This window comes from Qipengyuania sp. NPDC077410 (assembly GCF_044543405.1).
In the GTDB taxonomy this organism is placed as follows: domain Bacteria; phylum Pseudomonadota; class Alphaproteobacteria; order Sphingomonadales; family Sphingomonadaceae; genus Qipengyuania; species Qipengyuania pacifica.
The window spans coordinates 930949-950855 of sequence record NZ_JBITWB010000001.1 but is presented as its reverse complement, the minus strand read 5'-3'; the positions used below and the strand labels follow the sequence as shown (position 1 = coordinate 950855).

22 protein-coding genes are annotated in these 19907 nt (G+C 61.9%); 7 read left to right on the top strand and 15 right to left on the bottom strand.

The window, feature by feature from the left end:
• The first annotated feature begins 23 nt into the window (after positions 1 to 23).
• A complete protein-coding gene (locus tag ACIGGE_RS04670; RefSeq protein ID WP_397489578.1) occupies positions 24 to 1154 on the top strand; it encodes a serine hydrolase domain-containing protein in 1131 nt (376 codons plus the stop codon).
• Here the strand turns inward: ACIGGE_RS04670 and ACIGGE_RS04665 are convergent.
• Genes ACIGGE_RS04665 through pdxH form a run of 3 tightly spaced genes read right to left on the bottom strand, consistent with a single transcriptional unit; the run spans position 1151 to position 3485 of the window.
• Positions 1151 to 1942, bottom strand: coding sequence for a PhzF family phenazine biosynthesis protein (locus ACIGGE_RS04665; protein ID WP_397489928.1), 792 nt, complete (start codon positions 1940 to 1942; stop codon positions 1151 to 1153). The two genes, ACIGGE_RS04670 and ACIGGE_RS04665, sit on opposite strands and share 4 nt — an antisense overlap.
• Positions 1943 to 1944: 2 nt before the next feature.
• The gene (locus ACIGGE_RS04660; protein WP_103024680.1) at positions 1945 to 2880 is read right to left on the bottom strand and encodes a cation diffusion facilitator family transporter; all 936 of its coding nucleotides are present in this window, start codon (positions 2878 to 2880) and stop codon (positions 1945 to 1947) included.
• Positions 2877 to 3485: a pyridoxamine 5'-phosphate oxidase gene (gene pdxH, locus ACIGGE_RS04655; RefSeq protein ID WP_196847309.1), complete on the bottom strand. Its 609-nt coding sequence runs from the start codon at positions 3483 to 3485 to the stop codon at positions 2877 to 2879. The genes ACIGGE_RS04660 and pdxH overlap by 4 nt, the downstream gene beginning before the upstream one ends.
• Positions 3486 to 3676: 191 nt before the next feature.
• Here pdxH and ACIGGE_RS04650 point away from each other — a divergent pair, with 191 nt between their 5' ends.
• The 4 genes from ACIGGE_RS04650 to ACIGGE_RS04635 are packed head-to-tail and all read left to right on the top strand — an operon-like array spanning position 3677 to position 6903.
• The gene (locus ACIGGE_RS04650) at positions 3677 to 4630 is read left to right on the top strand and encodes a DnaJ C-terminal domain-containing protein (RefSeq protein WP_221596876.1); all 954 of its coding nucleotides are present in this window, start codon (positions 3677 to 3679) and stop codon (positions 4628 to 4630) included.
• A gap of 3 nt (positions 4631 to 4633) precedes the next feature.
• Positions 4634 to 5656, top strand: coding sequence for a YihY/virulence factor BrkB family protein (locus ACIGGE_RS04645; RefSeq protein WP_103024683.1), 1023 nt, complete (start codon positions 4634 to 4636; stop codon positions 5654 to 5656).
• On the top strand, positions 5653 to 6456 hold the full coding sequence (gene fabI, locus ACIGGE_RS04640; RefSeq protein ID WP_222826859.1) for an enoyl-ACP reductase FabI: 804 nt from the start codon (positions 5653 to 5655) through the stop codon (positions 6454 to 6456). Before ACIGGE_RS04645 ends, fabI begins: the two co-directional genes overlap by 4 nt.
• A gap of 48 nt (positions 6457 to 6504) precedes the next feature.
• Positions 6505 to 6903 (top strand): GFA family protein, encoded by a 399-nt coding sequence (locus ACIGGE_RS04635; protein ID WP_397489577.1) that lies wholly within the window; start codon positions 6505 to 6507, stop codon positions 6901 to 6903.
• Positions 6904 to 6912: 9 nt separating this feature from the next.
• Here ACIGGE_RS04635 and wecC read toward each other — a convergent pair whose 3' ends face one another.
• The 10 genes from wecC to ACIGGE_RS04585 form a co-directional block, all read right to left on the bottom strand.
• Positions 6913 to 8178 (bottom strand): UDP-N-acetyl-D-mannosamine dehydrogenase, encoded by a 1266-nt coding sequence (gene wecC / locus ACIGGE_RS04630; protein ID WP_397489576.1) that lies wholly within the window; start codon positions 8176 to 8178, stop codon positions 6913 to 6915.
• 65 nt (positions 8179 to 8243) lie between these two features.
• Positions 8244 to 9371 carry a non-hydrolyzing UDP-N-acetylglucosamine 2-epimerase gene (wecB, locus tag ACIGGE_RS04625; protein ID WP_397489575.1) on the bottom strand — a complete coding sequence of 376 codons (1128 nt, stop codon included), beginning with the start codon at positions 9369 to 9371 and terminating at the stop codon, positions 8244 to 8246.
• Between the two features lie 41 nt (positions 9372 to 9412).
• Entirely contained in the window at positions 9413 to 9985 is a 573-nt protein-coding gene (locus ACIGGE_RS04620; RefSeq protein ID WP_397489574.1) for a hypothetical protein, read from the bottom strand.
• A gap of 90 nt (positions 9986 to 10075) precedes the next feature.
• Positions 10076 to 10603, bottom strand: coding sequence for a demethoxyubiquinone hydroxylase family protein (locus tag ACIGGE_RS04615; protein ID WP_397489573.1), 528 nt, complete (start codon positions 10601 to 10603; stop codon positions 10076 to 10078).
• Positions 10600 to 11076, bottom strand: coding sequence for a disulfide bond formation protein B (locus ACIGGE_RS04610; protein ID WP_221596863.1), 477 nt, complete (start codon positions 11074 to 11076; stop codon positions 10600 to 10602). The genes ACIGGE_RS04615 and ACIGGE_RS04610 overlap by 4 nt, the downstream gene beginning before the upstream one ends.
• A 16-nt stretch (positions 11077 to 11092) precedes the next feature.
• Complete coding sequence (locus ACIGGE_RS04605; protein WP_196847303.1) at positions 11093 to 12433, bottom strand: S41 family peptidase; 1341 nt, start codon at positions 12431 to 12433, stop codon at positions 11093 to 11095.
• A 103-nt stretch (positions 12434 to 12536) separates the two neighbouring features.
• A complete protein-coding gene (locus ACIGGE_RS04600; protein WP_397489571.1) occupies positions 12537 to 13748 on the bottom strand; it encodes a murein hydrolase activator EnvC family protein in 1212 nt (403 codons plus the stop codon).
• Between the two features lie 18 nt (positions 13749 to 13766).
• Positions 13767 to 14189, bottom strand: coding sequence for a 23S rRNA (pseudouridine(1915)-N(3))-methyltransferase RlmH (locus ACIGGE_RS04595; protein WP_196847981.1), 423 nt, complete (start codon positions 14187 to 14189; stop codon positions 13767 to 13769).
• A gap of 130 nt (positions 14190 to 14319) precedes the next feature.
• A complete protein-coding gene (gene rsfS, locus ACIGGE_RS04590) occupies positions 14320 to 14739 on the bottom strand; it encodes a ribosome silencing factor (RefSeq protein ID WP_397489570.1) in 420 nt (139 codons plus the stop codon).
• A gap of 57 nt (positions 14740 to 14796) precedes the next feature.
• The gene (locus ACIGGE_RS04585) at positions 14797 to 15462 is read right to left on the bottom strand and encodes a nicotinate-nucleotide adenylyltransferase (RefSeq protein ID WP_397489569.1); all 666 of its coding nucleotides are present in this window, start codon (positions 15460 to 15462) and stop codon (positions 14797 to 14799) included.
• A 252-nt stretch (positions 15463 to 15714) separates the two neighbouring features.
• Here ACIGGE_RS04585 and ACIGGE_RS04580 point away from each other — a divergent pair, with 252 nt between their 5' ends.
• Both ACIGGE_RS04580 and ACIGGE_RS04575 read left to right on the top strand, forming a co-directional pair.
• Complete coding sequence (locus ACIGGE_RS04580) at positions 15715 to 16872, top strand: M23 family metallopeptidase (protein WP_397489568.1); 1158 nt, start codon at positions 15715 to 15717, stop codon at positions 16870 to 16872.
• A 16-nt stretch (positions 16873 to 16888) separates the two neighbouring features.
• The gene (locus ACIGGE_RS04575; RefSeq protein WP_222826865.1) at positions 16889 to 17278 is read left to right on the top strand and encodes a polymer-forming cytoskeletal protein; all 390 of its coding nucleotides are present in this window, start codon (positions 16889 to 16891) and stop codon (positions 17276 to 17278) included.
• 106 nt (positions 17279 to 17384) lie between these two features.
• Here the strand turns inward: ACIGGE_RS04575 and ACIGGE_RS04570 are convergent, their stop codons facing one another.
• Entirely contained in the window at positions 17385 to 19058 is a 1674-nt protein-coding gene (locus tag ACIGGE_RS04570) for a long-chain fatty acid--CoA ligase (RefSeq protein ID WP_397489567.1), read from the bottom strand.
• A gap of 95 nt (positions 19059 to 19153) precedes the next feature.
• Positions 19154 to 19888: a DUF1013 domain-containing protein gene (locus ACIGGE_RS04565; RefSeq protein ID WP_103024697.1), complete on the bottom strand. Its 735-nt coding sequence runs from the start codon at positions 19886 to 19888 to the stop codon at positions 19154 to 19156.
• Between the last annotated feature and the right edge of the window lie 19 nt (positions 19889 to 19907).

Here is a 19907-nt window from a genome sequence, read left to right as displayed (position 1 = left end):
CTTCGTGCGAGTGACGCCGGGCCATGACCCTGCGTTTCGCCCCCCTTATCGCGCTTGCCCTCGCCACCTCAAGCCTCGTCTCCTGCGGCTCGCCGGGTCCGGTCGAAGAACCCCCGCTGAGCGAAGAGGCCCTTGCCGCGGTGAGCAAGGATCCCGGCGCCCCGACCAAGGCCCTCGCCCGCGCAGCGGACGAATTGTTCACGCTGGACGGGCTCGGTGAAACCCGCGCGCTGGTGGTCTATCATGGCGGCAAGCTGGCGCTGGAACGCTACGCCCCGGGCTATGACAAGGATACGCGCTTCGTCAGCTGGTCGATGGCCAAGACGGTCACCGTCGTGATGATCGGCATGCTGGTGGCGGACGGGCAGCTGCGGCTCGATGCCCCCGCCCCGGTCCCGCGCTGGCAGCGCACCGGCGATCCGCGTGCCGAGATTACGCTGCGCCATCTGCTCCAGATGCGCAGCGGCCTCGAACATACCGAAGCCGGCGACCCGCCGTGGGAAAGCGGCGAAGTGCGCATGCTGTTCCTCGACGGGCGCGACGACATGGCCGATTACGCCACCGCCCAGCCGCTGGAGGCGGAACCCGGCGAAAAATTCGAATATTCCTCCAACACCACCGTGATTCTCGCCGCGATCGCGGCCCGCGCCCTGACCGACAGCAAGGATCCCGACGTGCGGCGCAAGGCGGTGGCCGATTATCTCAAGGCGCGATTGTTCGAACCGCTGGGCATGACCAGCGCCGTGCCCGAATTCGACCGTGCGGGGACACTGATCGGCGGCAGTCTGATCCATGCGACTGCGCGCGACTGGGCGAAATTCGGGGAGTTACTGCGCAACAAGGGATCCTATCGCGGCGAGCAGCTCGTCCCGCGCCAGTGGGTGGACGAAATGGTCGAACCCAGCCCGCGCAGCCCGCAATACGGGCTTCAGACCTGGCTCAATCGCCCTCTTCCCGAAGGCGAGGAACACCCGCTCTTTCCCGATCGTGCTCCCCACAGCGCCTTCTCGCTGATCGGTCACATGGGTCAGTATGTCTTCGTCTCGCCAGCACAGAAACTCACCGTCGTACGGCTCGGCCATTCCAACGCCGAAGAACGCAAGGCCATGCTCCAGCAGTTGGCCGACGTGATCGAACTCTATCCTGCAAGCTAGGGCAGGACGAAACTGCCTTCGACCACGGTGATGCAGGATCCGGACAAAATCGCCCTGTCCCCGTCCCGGCGGCAAACAGCATGCCCGCCACGCTTCGATGCCTGAAACGCAGTGAAGCTGTCCCGCCCCAACCGCTCGGTCCAGAAATAGGTCAGCGCGGCGTGGGCCGACCCGGTGAAGCTGTCTTCATCCACGCCGCCGCCCGGCACGAAAACCCGGCTCACCACATCGGTTTCCATCCCCGGCGCCGTGCAGATGAACTGGTCGTTCCCCAGCGCGGCCAGACCGCGCAGATCGGGGTCCAGCGCACGCACCTGTTCCTCGGTTTCGAACAGATAGATGCCGTACCGATCGGGACTTAGCCAGACGTCTTGCGGCTGCGCCCGCAACAGGTCCACCGCCTGCGCCCAGGCGTCCGGCTCGGTCGGGATCAACGGCAGTGCCAGCTCATACCCGGCCGCCCCGCGGGTTACCGCGAGCAGCCCTGCCCGGCGCGTACGGAACGTCACTTTATCGCCGCCATCGCGCATCAGCAGCGCATGTCCGCTGGCAAGCGTCGCATGGCCGCACAGGCGCACTTCTTCCGTCGGGGTGAACCAGCGCAGTTCCCAGTCCGCCTCGCCGCTCGCATCGCGCACGACGAATGCGGTCTCGGCGAAATTGTTCTCTTCGGCGATGGCCAGCAGTGTCGCATCGTCCAGCCAGCGCTCCAGCGGCATCACCGCGGCCTGATTGCCCGTAAAGGGGCGCTCGGCAAAGGCATCGACATGGAAATAGGGCAGCTTCAAACTCACGCATCTTTCTCCAGCTTGGCGAATTCGTCATCCTCGACCAGCGGATTGCCGGGTTCGTCCACATGGCCTTCCGGGTCGATATGGATGAGCAGTTCCATGCCCGGAAACTGCCCGCACAAATCCTCTTCGACCCGTTCGATGATCGCGTGCGCCTGCTCGATCGTCATTGCCGGCGGCAGGTCGACATGGAACTGGACGAAATCGCGGTTGCCGCTGGTCCGTGTGCGCAGGTCGTGCAGGTTCGAAAGCTCGGGATGCCTGGCCGCCGCCTCGACGAAGGCGATCCGGCGCGATTCGGGCCATTCGCGGTCCATCAGCGCATCCACTGCCTCGCTCGCGCCGCGCCACGCCCCGAAGGCGAGCCAGGCGGCAATGGCGAGGCCGAACAGCGGATCGGCCAGGCCTAGGCCCGCATACTGGTCCAGCATCAGGGCTGCGATCACCGACAGGTTCAGCAGCAGGTCGGACTTGTAATGCAGGTGATCGGTCTGGATCGCCAGGCTGCGCGTCCGGCTCATCACGTAACGCTGCCAGCCGAGCAGGGCCAGGGTAAGCGCAATGGCAATCACCGATACGGCGATACCGTCCCCTGCGGCAGCGGTCTGGTGCTGCCCGGCAAGCTGCATGATGGCGCGCACCGCGATCCCGAATGCGGAAAGCGCAATCAGCATGACCTGGAAGATCGCCGCCAGGGCCTCTGCCTTGCCATGACCGAACCGATGGTCCTCGTCGGCGGGCATGGAGGCGACCCATACGCCGGTCAGCGTGGCGAGGCTGGCAATCAGGTCGAGTGCCGAATCGGCCAGACTGCCGAGCATGGCCGTCGATCCGGTGCGCCAACTGGCCCAGGTCTTCAGCGCAACCAGTATCACCGCCACGGTGATGGACGCCATCGCCGCGGAACGGGCGAGTTTGGCGGTAGGCGCCGTCATGGATAAAGCAACGTATTGGACCATGCTTCTTCCGCGCTATCGCGCGAAAACAGGCGCCGGTCGTGAAGGCGGAATTCGCGATCCTGCCAGAATTCCATCCGGCGTGGACTGAGCCGGAAGCCCGTCCAGTGCTGCGGGCGGGGCAAATTGCCTTCGGGATAATGTTCTTCCAGAGCGGCCACCCGGTCGAGATAGACCTGGCGATCCGGCAGCGGGCGGGACTGGTCGCTGGCAGCGGAACCGATTTGCGAGACCCGGGCGCGCGAATGGAAATAGGCATCGGCCATCTCCGCGCTGACTTCCTCCAGCGGGCCTTCTATCCGGATCTGCCTGCGCAGGCTTTTCCAGTGAAACAGCAGGGCCGCGCGCATATTGGCGCGGATCTGCTCACCCTTGCGGCTCTCGGCATTGGTATAGAATACGAAGCCGTCGCTGCCATGATCTTTCAACAGCACCATGCGTACGGACGGGAATCCGTCGGGCGATGCGGTGGCCAGTGCCATCGCATTGGAATCGTTGGGCTCGCTTTCCTTTGCCTCGGCAAACCACACTTCGAACAGCATGAACGGGTCGCTCTGCGGAATGGCGCTGGTGTCGTTCTGCATCGGACGTTTCCTACACTGGGAAGAAGTTGGAACTGGGTTCAGGAGCAAAATTCACCGGAGCCCGTTTTTGCCCGACAGGGCCTATATACAGGAAATAGCCATCGACCATGGGATGTTCTCTATCGCCAATATGTTCTGCAGGAAACCACGCGCGCTTGCATGCGCATGGCGTAGCAATTAGCTAACACACCATGGCCGATCCCTACTCCACACTTGGCATAGCGCGTAACGCGTCCGAAAAAGACATCAAGAGCGCGTATCGCACGCTCGCCAAGGAACTGCATCCCGACCGCAACAAGGATAATCCCAATGCGGCCGAACGCTTCAGTCAGGTGACCAACGCCTATGATCTGCTATCCGACAAGGACAAGCGCGCGCAATTCGATCGCGGCGAAATCGATGGCGATGGCAACCCGGCCAATCCCTTTGCGGGAATGGGCGGCGGTGGCGGATTTCGCCCCAATGGCGGTCAGCGCGGATACCGGACGGAAGATTTCCAGGGTTTCGGCGGTGAAGAAGTCGATCTGGGCGACATCTTCGAAGGCCTGTTTGGCGGGCGTGGACCGCGCGGCGGCGCAGGCGGACCTTTCGGCGGCGCCCAGCAGCAGCGCCGTCAGCCACCCCAGAAGGGCGCGGATATCGGCTACAAGCTGCGCGTCCCCTTTACCGATGCAGCGACGCTGAAGGATCAGCGCATTACGCTGGCAGACGGCAAGACAATCGATCTCAAGCTGCCCAAGGGTGTCGAAGACGGCACGCAGATGCGCCTCAAGGGCAAGGGTCAGCAGGGTCCCGGCGGCGCGGGCGATGGCCTCGTCACCATCGCGATTGACCGGCACAAGGTATATCGGCGCGAAGGCGACGATGTGCGGCTCGATCTGCCGATCACGCTCGACGAGGCTGTGAACGGCGGCAAGGTCCGGGTGCCCACGGTCGATGGCCCGGTCATGATGACCATCAAGGCCGGCACCGACAGCGGCACCGTGCTGCGCCTGAAGGGCAAGGGCTTTACCCGCAAGAACGGAAGCCGGGGCGATCAACTCGTGACGCTCGAAATCCACCTTCCCGCCGATCTCGCGGAACTTGCCAAGCGGCTCGATGGGTGGAAGGACGATGGGGATCCGCGCAGCAAGCTCGGGATTTAGTTTTTGTCGCAGCAGGACTTGGTAGAAGATCAGGACCGCGAGGTTCGTTCGCTGTCGCCGGAACAGCGACGCAAGGATGCACGCCACCTGCGTGATCGTCTGGAAGATCAGGTCGGGCCCGGCACGCGCGCATGGGAAGTGGCAAAGCGTACGCTTGTCGGTACCTATAATGACGGGTTCATCCACGCGGGCAACCTCGCCTATCTCTCGATGCTCGCCATTTTCCCCTTCTTCATCCTGGGGGCGGCGGTCTTTTCGGCCTTCGGTGAAGAAGCCGAACGCGCGGCCACGATCAATGCCGTCCTCAGCGCCATGCCGCCCGTGGTCGGCAATGTCATCGAACCTGTCGCCCGCGACGCGATCGAAGCGCGCAGCGGCTGGCTCTTATGGGTGGGCGGGCTGGTCGGCCTGTGGACGGTGGGCAGCCTGATCGAAACGATCCGCGATATTCTGCGCCGTGCCTATGGCACCCATGCCGAACATGCCTTCTGGAAATATCGCCTGCTTTCTTCGGGTGTGATTCTCGGCGCGGTATTCCTGCTGATGCTCAGCCTCATCGCGCAGTTCCTCATCGGTACCGCGCAGGAAGTGATCGAAGCCTATTTCCCGCAGCTCGTTGATCGTGTGTCGGACCTGCGCCTGTCGCGCATCGTGCCAGCGCTCGGACTGTTCGGCTCGCTTTACCTCATCTTCTATTCGCTCACGCCGTCGAAATACCGGCGCAAGCGCTATCCCAAATGGCCCGGCGTCCTGCTCACCACTTTGTGGTGGATCGCCGTAACCACCTTGATGCCCGCGGTGCTGCGCAACTTCTTCTCCTACGACCTGACCTATGGCGGGCTTGCAGGGGTAATGATTGCGCTGTTCTTTTTCTGGCTTGTCGGGCTGGGTGTGGTTATCGGCGCCGAACTGAACGCCGCCTTGGCCGAAACGCCCGAGGAAGAAATGAACTTTATCGGGCGGGAAGACGAACGCCGCCGGGCTTCTCTGGCCCGTGAAATGCAAGAAGAGGAGCACGCCGAATGAGCGGGTTGATGACAGGAAAGCGTGGGCTGATCATGGGATTGGCCAATGACAAATCGCTGGCCTGGGGAATAGCGAAGCAATTGCGCGAACACGGCGCCGAACTGGCGTTTTCCTATCAGGGTGACGCGTTGAAGAAGCGCGTGGGCCCCCTTGCCGAACAGCTCGGCAGCGATTTCCTCATCGAATGCGATGTGTCGGACATGGCCGCGCTCGACACGGCGTTCGACACGCTCAGATCGCGCTGGGACACGATCGACTTCGTCGTGCATGCCATCGGTTTTTCGGACAAGAGCGAACTGCGCGGGAAATATGTCGACACCAGTCTCGACAACTTCCTGATGACGATGAACATTTCGGCCTATTCGCTCGTCGCGGTCGCGCAGCGGGCGGCGGCCATGATGCCCGATGGCGGCTCGATCCTCACCCTGACTTACTACGGCGCGGAAAAGGTCATCCCGCATTACAACGTCATGGGTGTGGCCAAGGCCGCCCTGGAAACCTCGGTGAAATATCTCGCCAACGACCTGGGTCCGCAGAACATCCGCGTCAACGCGATCAGCGCCGGGCCGATCAAGACGCTGGCCGCCAGCGGCATCGGCGACTTCCGCTACATCCTAAAGTGGAACGAACTCAACTCGCCGCTCCGCCGCAATGTCACGATCGACGATGTCGGCGGATCCGGCCTCTATTTCCTGTCCGATCTTTCCTCGGGCGTCACCGGCGAAACCCATCACGTCGATGCCGGCTACCATGTCGTCGGCATGAAGCAGGAAGACGCGCCCGACATCGGGCTTGTCTGATATTTTCGTTCATCGTATGTTCTGCCTCGACTCAGAGGAGGACGTGGGATGCTCGAAGGTGGATGCCAGTGCGGTGAAGTACGATATCGGGTGTCGGGCGATCCGGCGCATCATGCGCTGTGTCATTGCCGGGATTGCCGCGCCTCATCCGGTGCTCCGGCAACAGCCTGGATGGCCTTTCCTGCCGAAAACTTCAATGTAATCAAGGGGAAAGCAGTTTCCTACAACTCCTCCGGCGCCTCCTGGCGGCACTTCTGCGGCCAATGCGGCACCGGTATGTATTTCATCAACGAACAGATGCTGCCGGGTATCGTGGACATCCAGTCCGCTACCCTCGATGACGCGCAGGCTCATCCCCCGGCCGCGCAGATCCAGACGGCCGAACGCCTCGATTACATGTCCGATCTCGCAGCCATGCCCCAGTTCGAACGGTACCCGGGCCCGTAAATCCCGCGATCAGACCACGTCAGGCCATATCCCGCGCGTGTCATAGATAATCCTGCCCTGCCGTTCCTCGGCGGGTATCACCTTGAACACGTCGTGATCGACCAGCGCAATGAGTACACCGCACTCCTCGAGCGCGGTATCGATATCGACCAGTTCCGCGTTCGTACCGGCAAATTCCTGCGGTAGTTCACCTGCATAAGGTTCCACAACGCACACCCTGTCCCCATATTCGCGTGCAAGGGATGCCGCCACATAACGCGCCGGGCTTTCGCGGAAATCATCGATGTTCGCCTTGAAGGCGAGGCCCAGACAGGCGATTTTCTCACTAGGGCTGGCTTCGGCCAGTGCTCTTGCACGGGCAAGCACGTGATGCATCTTCATGTCGTTCGTTTCGCGAGCCTGGCGAATAATCCGCGCTTCCTCGGGCGCGCCGTGAACGATGAACCACGGATCCACGGCGATGCAGTGGCCGCCCACACCTGGTCCGGGCGTAAGAATATTAACTCGCGGATGCCGATTGGCGAGACGTATCACCTCCCAAACATCGAGCCCCTGCCGGTCGGCGATCATGGAAAGCTCGTTAGCGAAGGCGATATTGACGTCGCGAAAGGCATTTTCGACCAGCTTGGTCATTTCCGCAGAGCGCGCATCAGTCGTGACGCATTCGCCTTTCACGAACCGTTTGTAGAAGGCGAGCGCCTTCCTTGCACAACGAGGCGTAATTCCTCCGATCGACCGGTCGTTATGCGTCAATTCTTCGAGAATTTTGCCCGGCAGCACCCGTTCCGGACAATAGGCGATGCTGATGTCAGGGCGACCTTCTGCTATTCCTGGCATGGCCAGGTCGGGGCGCACTGCGGCGATCGCATCGCGCACCGCTTCGGTCGTGCCGACGGGCGACGTCGATTCGAGAATAACCGTATCACCCTGCTTAAGAACTTCGGCGACCTTTCTTGCCGCCGCCATGACGTAACTCGTATCGGGCGTATGGTTGCCGTCCTTTGCGAAAGGCGTGGGCACCGCAATGACGAACACGTCGGCAGATGCCACTTCGGTCGATGCCTTGAGCAGGCCACGCTGGACAACGGCCTGTACCAGACCATCCAGATCGACTTCCTCAATGTGAATTTCGCCCCGATTGATCGTATCGACGACGCCTTGTGCCACATCGACACCATGCACCGGACAACCAGCACGCGCGATGACCGCAGCAGTAGGCAGGCCAATATATCCCAGACCGATCACGCAGACGTCCGGCTTCATGTCACCACGCATGGTATTTCAATCCCTGAATTTTGCCGAGCATGCCTAGCGTCGGGTGGTAAATTTAACAGTAACGGCTATTTCCGTGGCACCAGAAGGTCGATGATCCTGCCTGCCGAGTGCCCATCGCCAAAAGGATTATGTGCACGGGCCATGGCCGAATAAGCCGCGTCGTCGTCAAGCAGCCGTTCGGTCTCGTAGACAATCTTATCTGCGTCTGTGCCCACCAACCTGGCCGTTCCGGCTTCCACGCCTTCGGGCCGTTCGGTGGTTTCGCGCATGACCAGCACCGGCTTTCCCAACGCAGGCGCTTCTTCCTGAACACCCCCGCTATCGGTAAGCATCAAATGGCTGATATCGAGCAAACGCGCAAAATGCGGATAGTCGAGCGGATCGATCAAAGCGACATTGTCGAGCCCACTGAGCTCATCGTTCATAACTGCCCGGACGTTCGGATTGAGATGCATGGGAAAGATGACCGCCACATCGGGTCGCGCGGCAATCCGTGCAACAGCTCGAGCTATGCTCCTCATCCCGTCACCGAAATTCTCGCGGCGATGGCTCGTTACGCCGATGATGCGTTTGCCGGCGAAGCGGGATTCCAGCGAAGCAAGACCGGAGGCGATTTCCGGGTGCGCCTGGGCATGTTTCGTGACCCAATGCAGAGCGTCTATGACCGTATTTCCGGTAACATGCACGTTCTTCGGGTCGACGCTCTCACGCAATAAGGCTGCTTGCGCGGTCGCTGTCGGCGCACAATGGAGTGTGGCGAAGGTTCCGACTGCACGTCGATTAGCCTCCTCTGGCCATGGCTGGTAGATATCACCACTGCGCAGGCCTGCCTCGACATGGCAAACCGGGATCTTGCGGTAGTAGGCGGCAAGTGCCCCCGCCAAGACGGTGGTCGTGTCGCCCTGCACCACCACCCAATCAGGCTGTTCGTCATCAAGCACTTTGCCGATTTCGAGCAGAGCACGTGCGGTCAGCGCATCGAGGGTCTGGCCCGGCTGCATCAAATCGAGATCGTGGTCAGGGATGACACCGGTGATATCCAGCACCTGGTCCAGCATTTCGCGATGCTGAGCGGAAATGCAGACGCGGCTTTCGAATCGCGCATCGTCGGCCAAGGCGTGAATCACGGGAAACAGTTTGATCGCTTCGGGTCGAGTGCCGAAGACGGTGAGGATTTTCTGGCGCGCGGTCATGCGCGCATGCCTACCCGCAAAAGGTTAAATGGCGAAAGAAATTACAGCGGGTCTTCTTCACCGCTGCTTGGCTGGGGTAGCGCGGAGGCGTCCGGCGTTTCGGCGGCACGTTCGCGTTCGAGGCGTTCCATGTATTCACGCTCGATCATTTCTACTCGTTCCTGCTCGGAGGCGGCGTCTTCATCGATCGTCGAAAGACGCTTGGCACGTTCTGCCGCGATGATTTCACCGAAGCGCACACCGGCGCTGTTCGCCTTGTCGGCATAAGCAGCGTCGATCATCTGCTGCGTACAACCGGTGAAGCCGCCGGCGCCCGTTGGCGAACAGGACATGATTCCAAACGCACCGGCCATTTCGAAGCTCTCTACGCGTTCGGCCCAGGCTTTGTTATCGGGGCTGTCCGAAAAGCGGAGATTTTCAGGAATGCGGTACCGCTCGCTCTCCGCCTTGCGCGCGCAGACGACGATCTGATCAGCCGTGCTCTGCGGACATTCATCATCGCCATAGACGATGACCATATTGTAATTGTCATCCGACGCTTCCGGTACCTGCTCCTGTGCAGCTAGGGGGAAAGCAAGCGCAAGGCTGGCGATGGCAATCAGGGGCTTCGACATGGTCGTCCTCTCGGCGAATAGGTACGCAGAGCTTAGCGCTCTGCGGGGTGAACTGTCTATGAAGCGCGCGCCGGGCCCTGCCGGTTCCCGTTATACGCGTTCGGAGATACGGATTGCAGTCCGGCACCCCAATCGAATCAGCCCGGACAGCAGCGGATAGGCTGGAGCACGTTCAGCTCCGGCGGCTAGTGCGGCGTCACGATGTTCGCGCTCGTCATCGCGAAATTGCTCTATCATTCCCGCGAGTTCGGGATCCTCGCCAGTCTCGTGGAGGCGGTCGAGTTGCTTCGAATAATGATCGTCGATTTCGGTTTCGATTGCCGCGGTACAGGCCATGGCCGCTTCCGGTCCGATCAGGGCGGTAACTGCGCCCAGGGCAAACCCTGCCCTGTCCCAAAAGGGCTGAAGCACCGTCGGGCGGACACCGCGTTCGGCCATGAGCGCATCGAACTTCGCCCGGTGACCAGCCTCCTGTTCGGCCATTCCTGCGATTTCAGCAGAGTGCGGGCCACGATCACCCATGACCGCCAATTGTCCCGCGTAAATGCGGGTGGCGCCAAATTCGCCTGCCTGATCGACGCGAATCATACGTTCGATATGGTCGGGAACTGCTGTCATACACGTCGGTCCTTACCGAGCAGCGCCAGAATGGAGAGCCCCGCCACAGTCGAGATGAGGAAATTATATCCCGCCAGGCTGATGCCGAAGAGGGTCCACGCAGGCTCGTCACATCGGACCAGCGGCGTGTTCATGATGTCGTCTAGCGCGTTGCCTGTGCCGCCCCCCGTCACCACCGCACAGGATGTCACACCCTGCCACCAGCCATATTCGACGCCCGCATGAAACAGCCCGATCCCGCCCGAAATCAGAATGGCCAAAGCGGCAAGACCGGTCCACAAACGAACTGGGGCAATGGCATAAGCCATCAAAGCAAGCGCCACGGCGGCGAAATGCGGCCAGCGCTGCCACCAGCACATCTCGCAAGGATATAGCCCGAAACCATATTGCGACAAATAGGCGCCGCCCAGCAGCAAGGCTGGAACGGCGAGTGCCAGGACGCGGGCGAGACGAACGTGCTGCGAAAGGCTCATGGAGCCGCGGTGTACCTTATTTGGCGCGGGCGGCAATGCTCTTGGGGCTGGTACGGCGCAGTGTTTCCAGTGCGTAATGCAGCTGGAAATCCTCGATACCCTTTTCCTTCAGCTCTTCAGCGGTCTGTTGGAAACGCGGGTCTTCGCGCATGTCCTTTTCAATCGCTTCGTCGGCAAGACCGATTTCGTTGACCAGGTGCCCGCGCAGGTCCGATTCGCGCATCTGGAAACGAGCGCGCTTTGCCAGATCGGGATCGGACAGCTGCGGCACAGCGATATCGGGCGTGATCCCGCCTTCCTGAACCGAGTGGCCCGAGGGAGTGTAATAGCGCGCGGTCGTCAGCTTGAGCGCGGCATCATTGCCGAGCGGCAGCAACGACTGGACGCTGCCCTTGCCGAAGCTGCGTTGCCCCATGACGACGGCCCGGCGATGATCCTGCAGCGCCCCGGCGACGATTTCGGAGGCCGAAGCCGAACCGGCATCGATCAGCACGACGATGGGCAGACCCTCGGCGATATCGCCGCGGAAGACCGTTTCCGCATCGTAGGAAATGTTTTCGCCCCGCGCCCGGCCGCGCTGGGAGACGATACGGCCGTCGCTGAGGAAGAGGTCGGATAGCGCGACCGCCTCATCCAGCGAACCGCCTGGATTGGAGCGCAGGTCGAGCACCAGGCCGTTCAGGCGGCCCGTAGCGTTTTTCTGAAGGTCTTCCCATGCGCCGAACACATCGCTGCCCACATCGCGCGAAAATTCATTGACCATGATGTGGCCGATATTGCCATCCTCAAGCTCCCAGGTGACCGGCTCGAGCTCGATGACGCCGCGGGTCACCGACACATCGAAAGGTTCATCCCGACCGGGCCGGAATATCGTCAGCTGGATCGACGAACCTTCGGGACCGCGCATCTGCGCCACTGCCTCATCGAGGGACTGGCCAACGATGAACTTGCCATCGAGATGAGTGATGTAGTCGCCCGCCTTGAGACCGGCCTTGTCGGCGGGGCTGCCGCGGAACGGCGAAATGATCTTCACGGCACCATCGTCCTCGACAACGGAAAGTCCGAGGCCGGAATAATTACCGTCGATCATTGTTTCGAGGCGCTGGAGATCGCTGCCGTCGAGATAGCCGGAGTGCGGATCGAGCGAGGACAGCATGCCATCGATCATGCCGCGAATGAGCACGTCGTCTTCGACCGGCTCCACATAACTGGCCTTGATGCGCTGATAGACCGCCAGAACCTTGGCGAATTCGGGACCGGCACGGCCATCGACCTGCGCAAGGCTGGCGGTAGTCGCAGGGATTAGCGCCACGGCGGTCACGAGGGCGGCCGAACGGGCCAGAGCGGCGAATTTCATTGGCGGAACAACTCCTTTGCGCGCGCAATCTATAGTCTGTCTGCGCTGAATGCCAGATGAGCATTGCTACCAACCCGGCATGGAGCGATTTTACACCAGCGTGTCACCGCAAATGGTCGAGCGGGTTCACCGGTTCCCCATCCTGTCTGAGCTCAAGGGTGACCTCGCCCGGCGTCGCCGGTGCAAGGCCGAGCGGCGACCCGGCACCCACATTCTGCCCCACATCGACATCGAGCGTCCCGAGACCCGTCACGAGGCTGATCCAGCCATTTGCATGCTCGACAATCACGATCCTACCGAATCCCCGATAAGGGCCGGCAAACGCAATCCTGCCCGCGCCCGGGGCGACGATCTGCGCGCGTGGGCGCGCCGACAGCACAATCCCCGCCTGCCGCTGTCCGCTGGCCGCCGCCTCGCCGAAACCGGCCGCGATCTTGCCCGCGACCGGCAATTGGTACTGCGTGGGCGGTTCAGTGGCGCTTGGCCGTGGCGACGGGGCAGAAGAAACGCGCGCCATCCGCGGATCGGCGGGCCGCGGCAATGGCCCCGGCAAAGCAGCAAGCCGGGTGCGGAGCGATCCGGCCACTTCGAGCCGCCCGACGAGTTGATCGAGATCGATCGCCTGTTCTGCCAGGACCAGGGCCCGCTGTGCTTCACGATCGGCACCGCCGGCAGCGCGCCTTGCCTTCAGGCGTTCGCTTTCCGCCAAGGCCGTGAGCTGCTTGCGGCGCTGGATCAGCGCCGCTTCGCTGTCGCGCCGATCGGCCACGGCCTGACGTGCTTCGGCCTGAAGCGATTTGGCTCTGTCGAGATCGCCTCGCAATGCCGCTGTGCGGTTGCGAATTACAGGTATCGTGCTGTCGAGCACGGCGCGCGTATAGACGAGGTCGCGCAATGAACCGGATTGGAGCGCGGATAACGCCAACGGGCGGCGCGACATCGACTGGAGCGCCCCGGTCAGGCGAACGAGCGGAGCCCGCCGCGCAGACAGGCGCCGATCCAGCAGTCGCCTTTCGCGATCGGTAAGCGCCAGACGGGCTTCGGCAGCAGCAATCGATGCCTCTGCCTGCTGCACCCTCGCGGCCAGAGCAGCCGCATCAGCGCGGGCCTTGGCCGAAGTCTCGCGCGAACTGGCCGCCTCGCGTTCCAGCCTTTCGCTGCGCGCGCGGGCGTTGCGCTGCTGCTGGCGCGCAGCATCGAGCGCCGCGCGCGCTTCATCCGCGCTGTCGAACCGAGAGGGTGCCTGCGCAATCGCAGGCAGGCCCAGCAGACCTGCGACGGCAAATGCGGCAATGACGGCGAAGCGGCACCTCATGGCGTCCGTCCTGCCCGATCAGCCGCTGCGATGATAGGGGTGACCGGCAATGATGGTCGTAGCGCGGTAGAGTTGCTCCGCCAGCATGGCGCGAGCAAGCAGATGCGGCCAGGTCGCCTTGCCGAAGGCGAGCAGCAAGTCGGCCTGGCTGCGCTCGTCTTCGGAATGCCCGTCGGCGGCGCCCAGTATGAAGCGGCATTCGCGCATACCGTCGTCCCGCCAGCGGCCGAGAATGTCCGCCAGATCCTCGGACGGGAGATCTTTCCCGCGCTCATCGAGCAGGACGGTCTTGTACGGCGTTTGCGGCTCGGGAATGCGGCCCCCGGTTTCGGGCAGTTCGGTGAATTTCACCGGCCATGTCAGCCGCTTCTCATAGCGTGCCACCAACTCCGCCTCCGGCGAGCGCGCAATTTTTCCGCGGGCGATGACATGAAGCAGAATGATCAACGCTCCCGAAATGGTGGCAGGCTCGGCTCGGTCGATCCCGGCAATGCCAGGCAACGGCCATCCGTGGAGCCATTTTTAATGAGGGTACTTGGTCCCGCTCTCTATCTCGAAAACGGGACGATGATTATGCCATCCCGGCGACGGGCGGCGCATCACCGAATGCCCACATACGCTCCAGATTGTAGAAGCTGCGAACCTCCGGGCGGAAGATGTGGACGACGACATCGCCTGCATCGATCAGCACCCAGTCTGCAGCTGGCAGCCCTTCGAGCTTAACCGGGCCAAAGCCTTCCTGCTTGACCTTTTCGGCAAGCTTTTGAGCCATCGCGGCGACCTGACGAGTCGAGCGGCCCGATGCGATCACCATGTGATCGGCAATGGAGCTTTTCCCTTCGAGATCGATGGTCACGACTTCCTGAGCCTGATCGTCATCGAGCTGTTCAAGCACAAGCTTGAGCAGCGGATCGGATTTTGCATCAGCCAAGGTAATCACCTTTGCCGAAGCAGTCCCGGAAGAAGCCGGGCTGGTTTGCGCCTGAGTCATAGGCGAACATGTTACTCCTGATTTGAGAGGCTTGGGCCATGAAGGATACAACGCGCATCATGGCGCGGTGGTTTCCTCCCCGGACGGTATCCTTCGATGTGTCAGCTGGTCCCTCGGAGACGGCCCGGCATAGCGTAAAGCCCAATCGGGATCAGCACGGCGGATGGCCGTGGCCGATCTTTCATCGGGATCGAAACGCAATGTCACCAGTGCCGGTGCGCTCCATTCGCCCCTATTCACAAAGCTGGGAAGAGGTACGGAAAAGCGCCTCAGCCAGGCCATCGCGGGGCTCGCGATAGCAGCGGCATCATAGCCGGGCCTGGCGATAACCGCAATCGGCATCGTACGTGCAATGCCGCGCCAGTCGCGCCAGCGATGGAACTGCGCCAGATTGTCCGAGCCCATCAGCCAGACGAACTCCCGTTTCGGGTATCGCCGCGTGAGGGCTCGCAATGTGTCCGCGGTGTACCGCGTGCCCAGTTCGCGTTCGATCGCCGTCACGCGGATACGCGCCCGTTTCGCTTGCGCCATCGCCGAGCGGGCACGGGTGGCGAGCGGCGCCATCCCCTCTGCCGGTTTGAGCGGATTTCCGGGGGATACGAGCCACCAGACCTCATCGAGCCGCAGCGAGCGCAGCGCGAACAGCGAAATACGCCGATGGGCGCCGTGTGCCGGATTGAAGCTGCCACCCAGCAGGCCGATCCGTTTGCTGATGCCGGTCAAATCGGGAACCTGTCTCGTTCAGGAAACACATGCGAGCGGATAACAGCCCTCCGCCCAGCGAATCGATCGAGTGCGGAAAGCAAAAGCATGAGGTTTAGTTCCCGCGCTTGTTCGAAAATTTGTGCGCGGCCAAACGACTCGTCCCGTTCAGGGTTCAACTCGTGGATTCTTCGGGAACCTCGATTCGATTTCATTAACATCTTTCGCTAGCGACACGCCCGGGACGTTAAAGACCATAAGGGACGGGTCGTTTTGAGCAAACCATTTGCCACCACTGGCTGGGGGAACCGTGTGCGCGGCTGGTTCCCGGACCGCGAATTTTTCATGCGGTCGGAGGGCCAGGTCCGCTTCATCACCATATCGTCGAGATTGCAGATGACGGCGGCCGCTATTGCGCTGGCCGTCTTCGTTATCTGGATGACATCGATGGCCGTTGCGGGCTGGACCCAATATCGCGCCACCGCCGACCGTCTGTCATTGCTGGACCGCGAAGCGAAGGTGGCAACTGCCACCGAGCGCGTGGACGCCTATCGCAACGACATCGACGCCGTCGCCAGCGACCTCGTAAAACGGCAGGAATTCATCGAGGACATGGTCGCCTCGCTGCCAGAGGACGTGAAAGCGGTACAGAACGTCAGCGATTCGTCGGGTGAAGCGGCGGCTATGGTGGACAAGGTCAGCGTATCCATTCCCGAAGCCGGACGGCTGGCGCGGATCGAAGCGCGTCAGCTGGCTTTTGTCGAAGGCCTTACGCGTTATGCCGACTGGCGTTCACAGCGCGCCGCAGCCGCGCTCAAGAAACTGGGCCTCAATCCCGATTCAATGATCCGTAATGCCGATCGCGGCGCGATGGGTGGTCCGCTCGAGAAATTGACGACCGGTGCCGGCGATACCATCGATCCGCGCTTCGAACGTCTCGGTCTTTCGATTGCCCGTATGGATGCGCTCGAGCGCGGCCTTGACGGCGTACCGCAGGTCGCCCCGGCCAATGTCCAGATGGTAACATCGAGCTACGGCTATCGCCGCGACCCGTTCACCGGCGTCGCCGCCATGCACAAGGGTCTCGATTTCCGCGGGCCGACAGGCACGCCGATCTACGCCGCATCCGATGGCCGTATCAGCTTTGTCGGTCGCAAGTCGGGCTATGGCAATGTGGTGGAAATCAGCCACGGTAACGGGCTGATGACCCGTTACGCCCATATGTCGAAATTCAACGCGAAGGTCGGTCAGACGGTCGAAGCCGGGCAGACGATCGGTGCGATCGGGTCTACCGGCCGCTCCACCGGCCCGCATCTGCACTTCGAGGTGCGAATCAACAACCGTGCGGTCAATCCGCGCACCTTTCTGGAGACAGCCCCCCATGTTCTCGAAGAAATCCGACGAACTTCCCAGCTCGACTCCGCCAGCTAATCCGGGAAGAGATCGTATGGCCAGCAAGAGCAATTCCACCTTCTCCGTCCTCGGGTCCGATCTGACGATCACCGGCGACATCCAGGCATCGGCCGATCTGCATATCGATGGTTCGGTCGAAGGCGACATCGCCTGTTCCTCTCTGGTGCAGGGCGAAACCAGCACCGTTAAAGGCGCGATCAAGGCTGAGTCCGCCCGGCTGGCCGGCACTGTCGAGGGATCGATCACCGCACGCGAACTGGTAATCCTGAAATCCGCGCGGATCATGGGCGACGTTTTCTACGACGCGCTGACCATCGAACAGGGAGCACAGGTCGAAGGCCGGTTCGCCCACCGCGATACGAAAGCCAAGGCGGCCGCAACCCCGCAAGGTGGCACAAAGCCCGAGCTCACCGTCGCCGGCTGAGACCTTATTTCCCAAAAAGCAGAAAGGCCGCCCGCGCAGACGTGGGGCGGCCTTTTCTTATCTGACTGCAGACACGCGTCAGCGCGGATTTACGGTTGGCGACGCGTCAGTCGAGGACTTCGGCCCGCAATGCCTTGCGATCGAGTTTGCCGATCATCGTCTTGGGCAGTTCGTCCCGTATGACGACTTCGGCAACGCGTTCATGCTTGCCGACACGCGCATTGAGCCATTCACGTAGCTGTGGCCCGGTTGCCTCACCCCCGTTTTCAAGCGTGACATAGGCCACGGGCACTTCGCCGCGATAGCCATCGGGCCGGCCGATCACGAGCGCTTCCTTGACGGCTTCATGTTCGAGCAGGACGTCTTCGACCTGGCTGGGAAACACCTTGAAACCGCCCACGGCGATCATGTCCTTGATGCGATCGACGATTTCCAGAAAGCCGTCTTCGTCCAGCGTGGCCACATCGCCGGTGCGCAGCCAGCTTTTGCCGTGGTGTTCGACGAATACGTCCTTTGCCGCTTCGGGCCTGTTCCAATAGCCCTGCATCACCTGCGGACCGTGGATCGCCAGTTCGCCCGGCTCCCCGTCGGGTGCGATGACTGTGGGATCTTCCTTGTCGAGCAGGAGGACTTCGGTGCCCATCACGACCTGCCCGATCGTGCCCGGCTTGCGCATGCCTTCGTAAGGATTGGCCGAAACGACACCGGAGCTTTCGGTCAGCCCATATCCTTCGACCAGCCGCACGCCGGTGGCCGCTTCGAATTTCTCGCGCAACGGGCCGGGCAGCGGCGCGCCGCCCGATATGCAGACCTTGAGCGTCGAGAGATCCGTCTTGGCCAGATCGGGATGATCGACCAATGCCTGGAACATGGTCGGCACGCCTGGAAACCCGGTCGCGCCGTATTTTTCGATGGTTTCGAGGACCTGTTTGGTTTCGAAGCGCGGGACCATGGCAATCGACGCGCCGGTCAGCACGGCGTGGTTGAGGAGCGTGGTATTGGCGAAAACATGGAAGAAGGGCAATGCCCCCATGAGGACTTCGCCTGCCGGATCGCCAAACGGGTTCAGGCCCGCAGTCTGCTGGGCGTTGATGGACAGATTCGCATGGGTGAGCATGGCCCCTTTCGGGGTCCCGGTGGTCCCGCCGGTATATTGCAGAAGCGCCAGCGCGTGGGGATCTTGCGCAGCAACGCCGCCCTCGAGCCTCGCCCCTTCGTCGAGTAAATCGTTCCAGCGTAGAATGTCACGACCATAGTCGACCCCGGCAACCTTGCTGCGCGCGAACAGGCGCAACGCAATTCCCTTCAGCGTCGGCAGCATCTTCGCCAGCGAGCTGACAACCAGAGTTTCGAGCGCCGACCCGCGCAGCACCTTGGTGGCGGTGGCATAGAGTTCCGGCACATCGACGGTCACCAGAAGCCGCGTGCCCGAATCCGCCACCTGCTGTGCGAGTTCGTCCACCGTGTAGAGTGGAGAGAAATTGACCACCACCGCACCGGCCATCATCGCCCCGTAATAGGCAGCGACGTAGCTCGGCACATTGGGCAGAAACAGGCCGACGCGATCACCTTCGCCGATACCGCGTGCGCGCAGCGCGCGTGAAAATGCCTGCGCATCGGCATAGAGTTCGGAATATCGATAGGTACGCCCGAGAAAATGCAGCAGCGGTGCCTGCGGCGATGCCTTGGCGCTGCGCCCGAACATATCGGGCAGGGACATCGCTTCGAAATGCGTATCCCATGCAGTCGGGTGATGGTTCGGCAGCTTGCTTACATCCATGTCAGTAGCATGGAGTATTGTGCTATAAAGGCAAGCAAAAAGGCGGGAGAAGCCGCTGCTTCCCCCGCCTTCGCCAACTCTCCAGAAAGACGAGCTCAGGCTTCGTCGGTAGGTTCGCCTTCGCCGGCTTCCTGCGACACGCGTTTCGCTTCGAGCCAGGCTGCCGCTTCCGCTTCCTGCGCGGCTTCGGCAGCGGCCTTTTCGTTGGCATCGCGTTCGGCGCGCAGTTCTTCGATCAGCTTTTCCCGATCGCTCGAACCCTTGACCTCGACGGGCAGCGCATCGTCTTCTTCTTCGCTGACCGGCAGGTTTTTCGCGGCCTTGGCAACGACGGCGTCGAGTTCACGCTGCGAACAAAGGCCCAGCGTAACCGGATCCTTGGGCTGGATGTTCTGGATGTTCCAGTGACTGCGTTCGCGGATGGCGCCGATGGTATTGCGGGTGGTACCGATCAGCTTGCCGATCTGCGCATCCGAGATTTCCGGGTGGTTGCGAAGGATCCAGGCGATGCCGTCGGGCTTGTCCTGACGCTTGGAAACGGGAGTGTAGCGCGGCCCCTTGGTCCGGCTGACTGCCACCGGTGCGCGCTGCATCTTCAGGCGATAGTCGCTGTCCGCCTGGCCCTTTTCGATTTCGGCCAGCGTCAGTTCGCCCGAATGGACGGGATCGCGCCCGGTATATTTGCTGCCTGCCAGATCGTCGGCCATGGCCTGTACTTCGAGGATGTGCAGACCGCAGAATTCAGCGATCTGTTCGAAGGAGAGGCCGGTATTGTCGACCAGCCAGGTGGCGGTCGCATGCGGCATCAGCGGTTTGGGTTGGTCGGCCATGAATGTGCCTTTTCTCGTA

What these genes read in the sequence shown, in the direction of transcription:
- ACIGGE_RS04670 (WP_397489578.1), top strand. Translation starts at nt 24, where the DNA reads ATGACCCTGCGTTTCGCCCCCCTTATCGCGCTTGCCCTCGCCACCTCA.
- ACIGGE_RS04660 (WP_103024680.1), bottom strand. Translation starts at nt 2,880, where the DNA reads ATGACGGCGCCTACCGCCAAACTCGCCCGTTCCGCGGCGATGGCGTCC.
- pdxH (WP_196847309.1), bottom strand. Translation starts at nt 3,485, where the DNA reads ATGCAGAACGACACCAGCGCCATTCCGCAGAGCGACCCGTTCATGCTG.
- ACIGGE_RS04650 (WP_221596876.1), top strand. Translation starts at nt 3,677, where the DNA reads ATGGCCGATCCCTACTCCACACTTGGCATAGCGCGTAACGCGTCCGAA.
- fabI (WP_222826859.1), top strand. Translation starts at nt 5,653, where the DNA reads ATGAGCGGGTTGATGACAGGAAAGCGTGGGCTGATCATGGGATTGGCC.
- ACIGGE_RS04635 (WP_397489577.1), top strand. Translation starts at nt 6,505, where the DNA reads ATGCTCGAAGGTGGATGCCAGTGCGGTGAAGTACGATATCGGGTGTCG.
- wecC (WP_397489576.1), bottom strand. Translation starts at nt 8,178, where the DNA reads ATGCGTGGTGACATGAAGCCGGACGTCTGCGTGATCGGTCTGGGATAT.
- wecB (WP_397489575.1), bottom strand. Translation starts at nt 9,371, where the DNA reads ATGACCGCGCGCCAGAAAATCCTCACCGTCTTCGGCACTCGACCCGAA.
- ACIGGE_RS04620 (WP_397489574.1), bottom strand. Translation starts at nt 9,985, where the DNA reads ATGTCGAAGCCCCTGATTGCCATCGCCAGCCTTGCGCTTGCTTTCCCC.
- ACIGGE_RS04615 (WP_397489573.1), bottom strand. Translation starts at nt 10,603, where the DNA reads ATGACAGCAGTTCCCGACCATATCGAACGTATGATTCGCGTCGATCAG.
- ACIGGE_RS04610 (WP_221596863.1), bottom strand. Translation starts at nt 11,076, where the DNA reads ATGAGCCTTTCGCAGCACGTTCGTCTCGCCCGCGTCCTGGCACTCGCC.
- ACIGGE_RS04605 (WP_196847303.1), bottom strand. Translation starts at nt 12,433, where the DNA reads ATGAAATTCGCCGCTCTGGCCCGTTCGGCCGCCCTCGTGACCGCCGTG.
- ACIGGE_RS04600 (WP_397489571.1), bottom strand. Translation starts at nt 13,748, where the DNA reads ATGAGGTGCCGCTTCGCCGTCATTGCCGCATTTGCCGTCGCAGGTCTG.
- rsfS (WP_397489570.1), bottom strand. Translation starts at nt 14,739, where the DNA reads ATGACTCAGGCGCAAACCAGCCCGGCTTCTTCCGGGACTGCTTCGGCA.
- ACIGGE_RS04575 (WP_222826865.1), top strand. Translation starts at nt 16,889, where the DNA reads ATGGCCAGCAAGAGCAATTCCACCTTCTCCGTCCTCGGGTCCGATCTG.
- ACIGGE_RS04570 (WP_397489567.1), bottom strand. Translation starts at nt 19,058, where the DNA reads ATGGATGTAAGCAAGCTGCCGAACCATCACCCGACTGCATGGGATACG.
- ACIGGE_RS04565 (WP_103024697.1), bottom strand. Translation starts at nt 19,888, where the DNA reads ATGGCCGACCAACCCAAACCGCTGATGCCGCATGCGACCGCCACCTGG.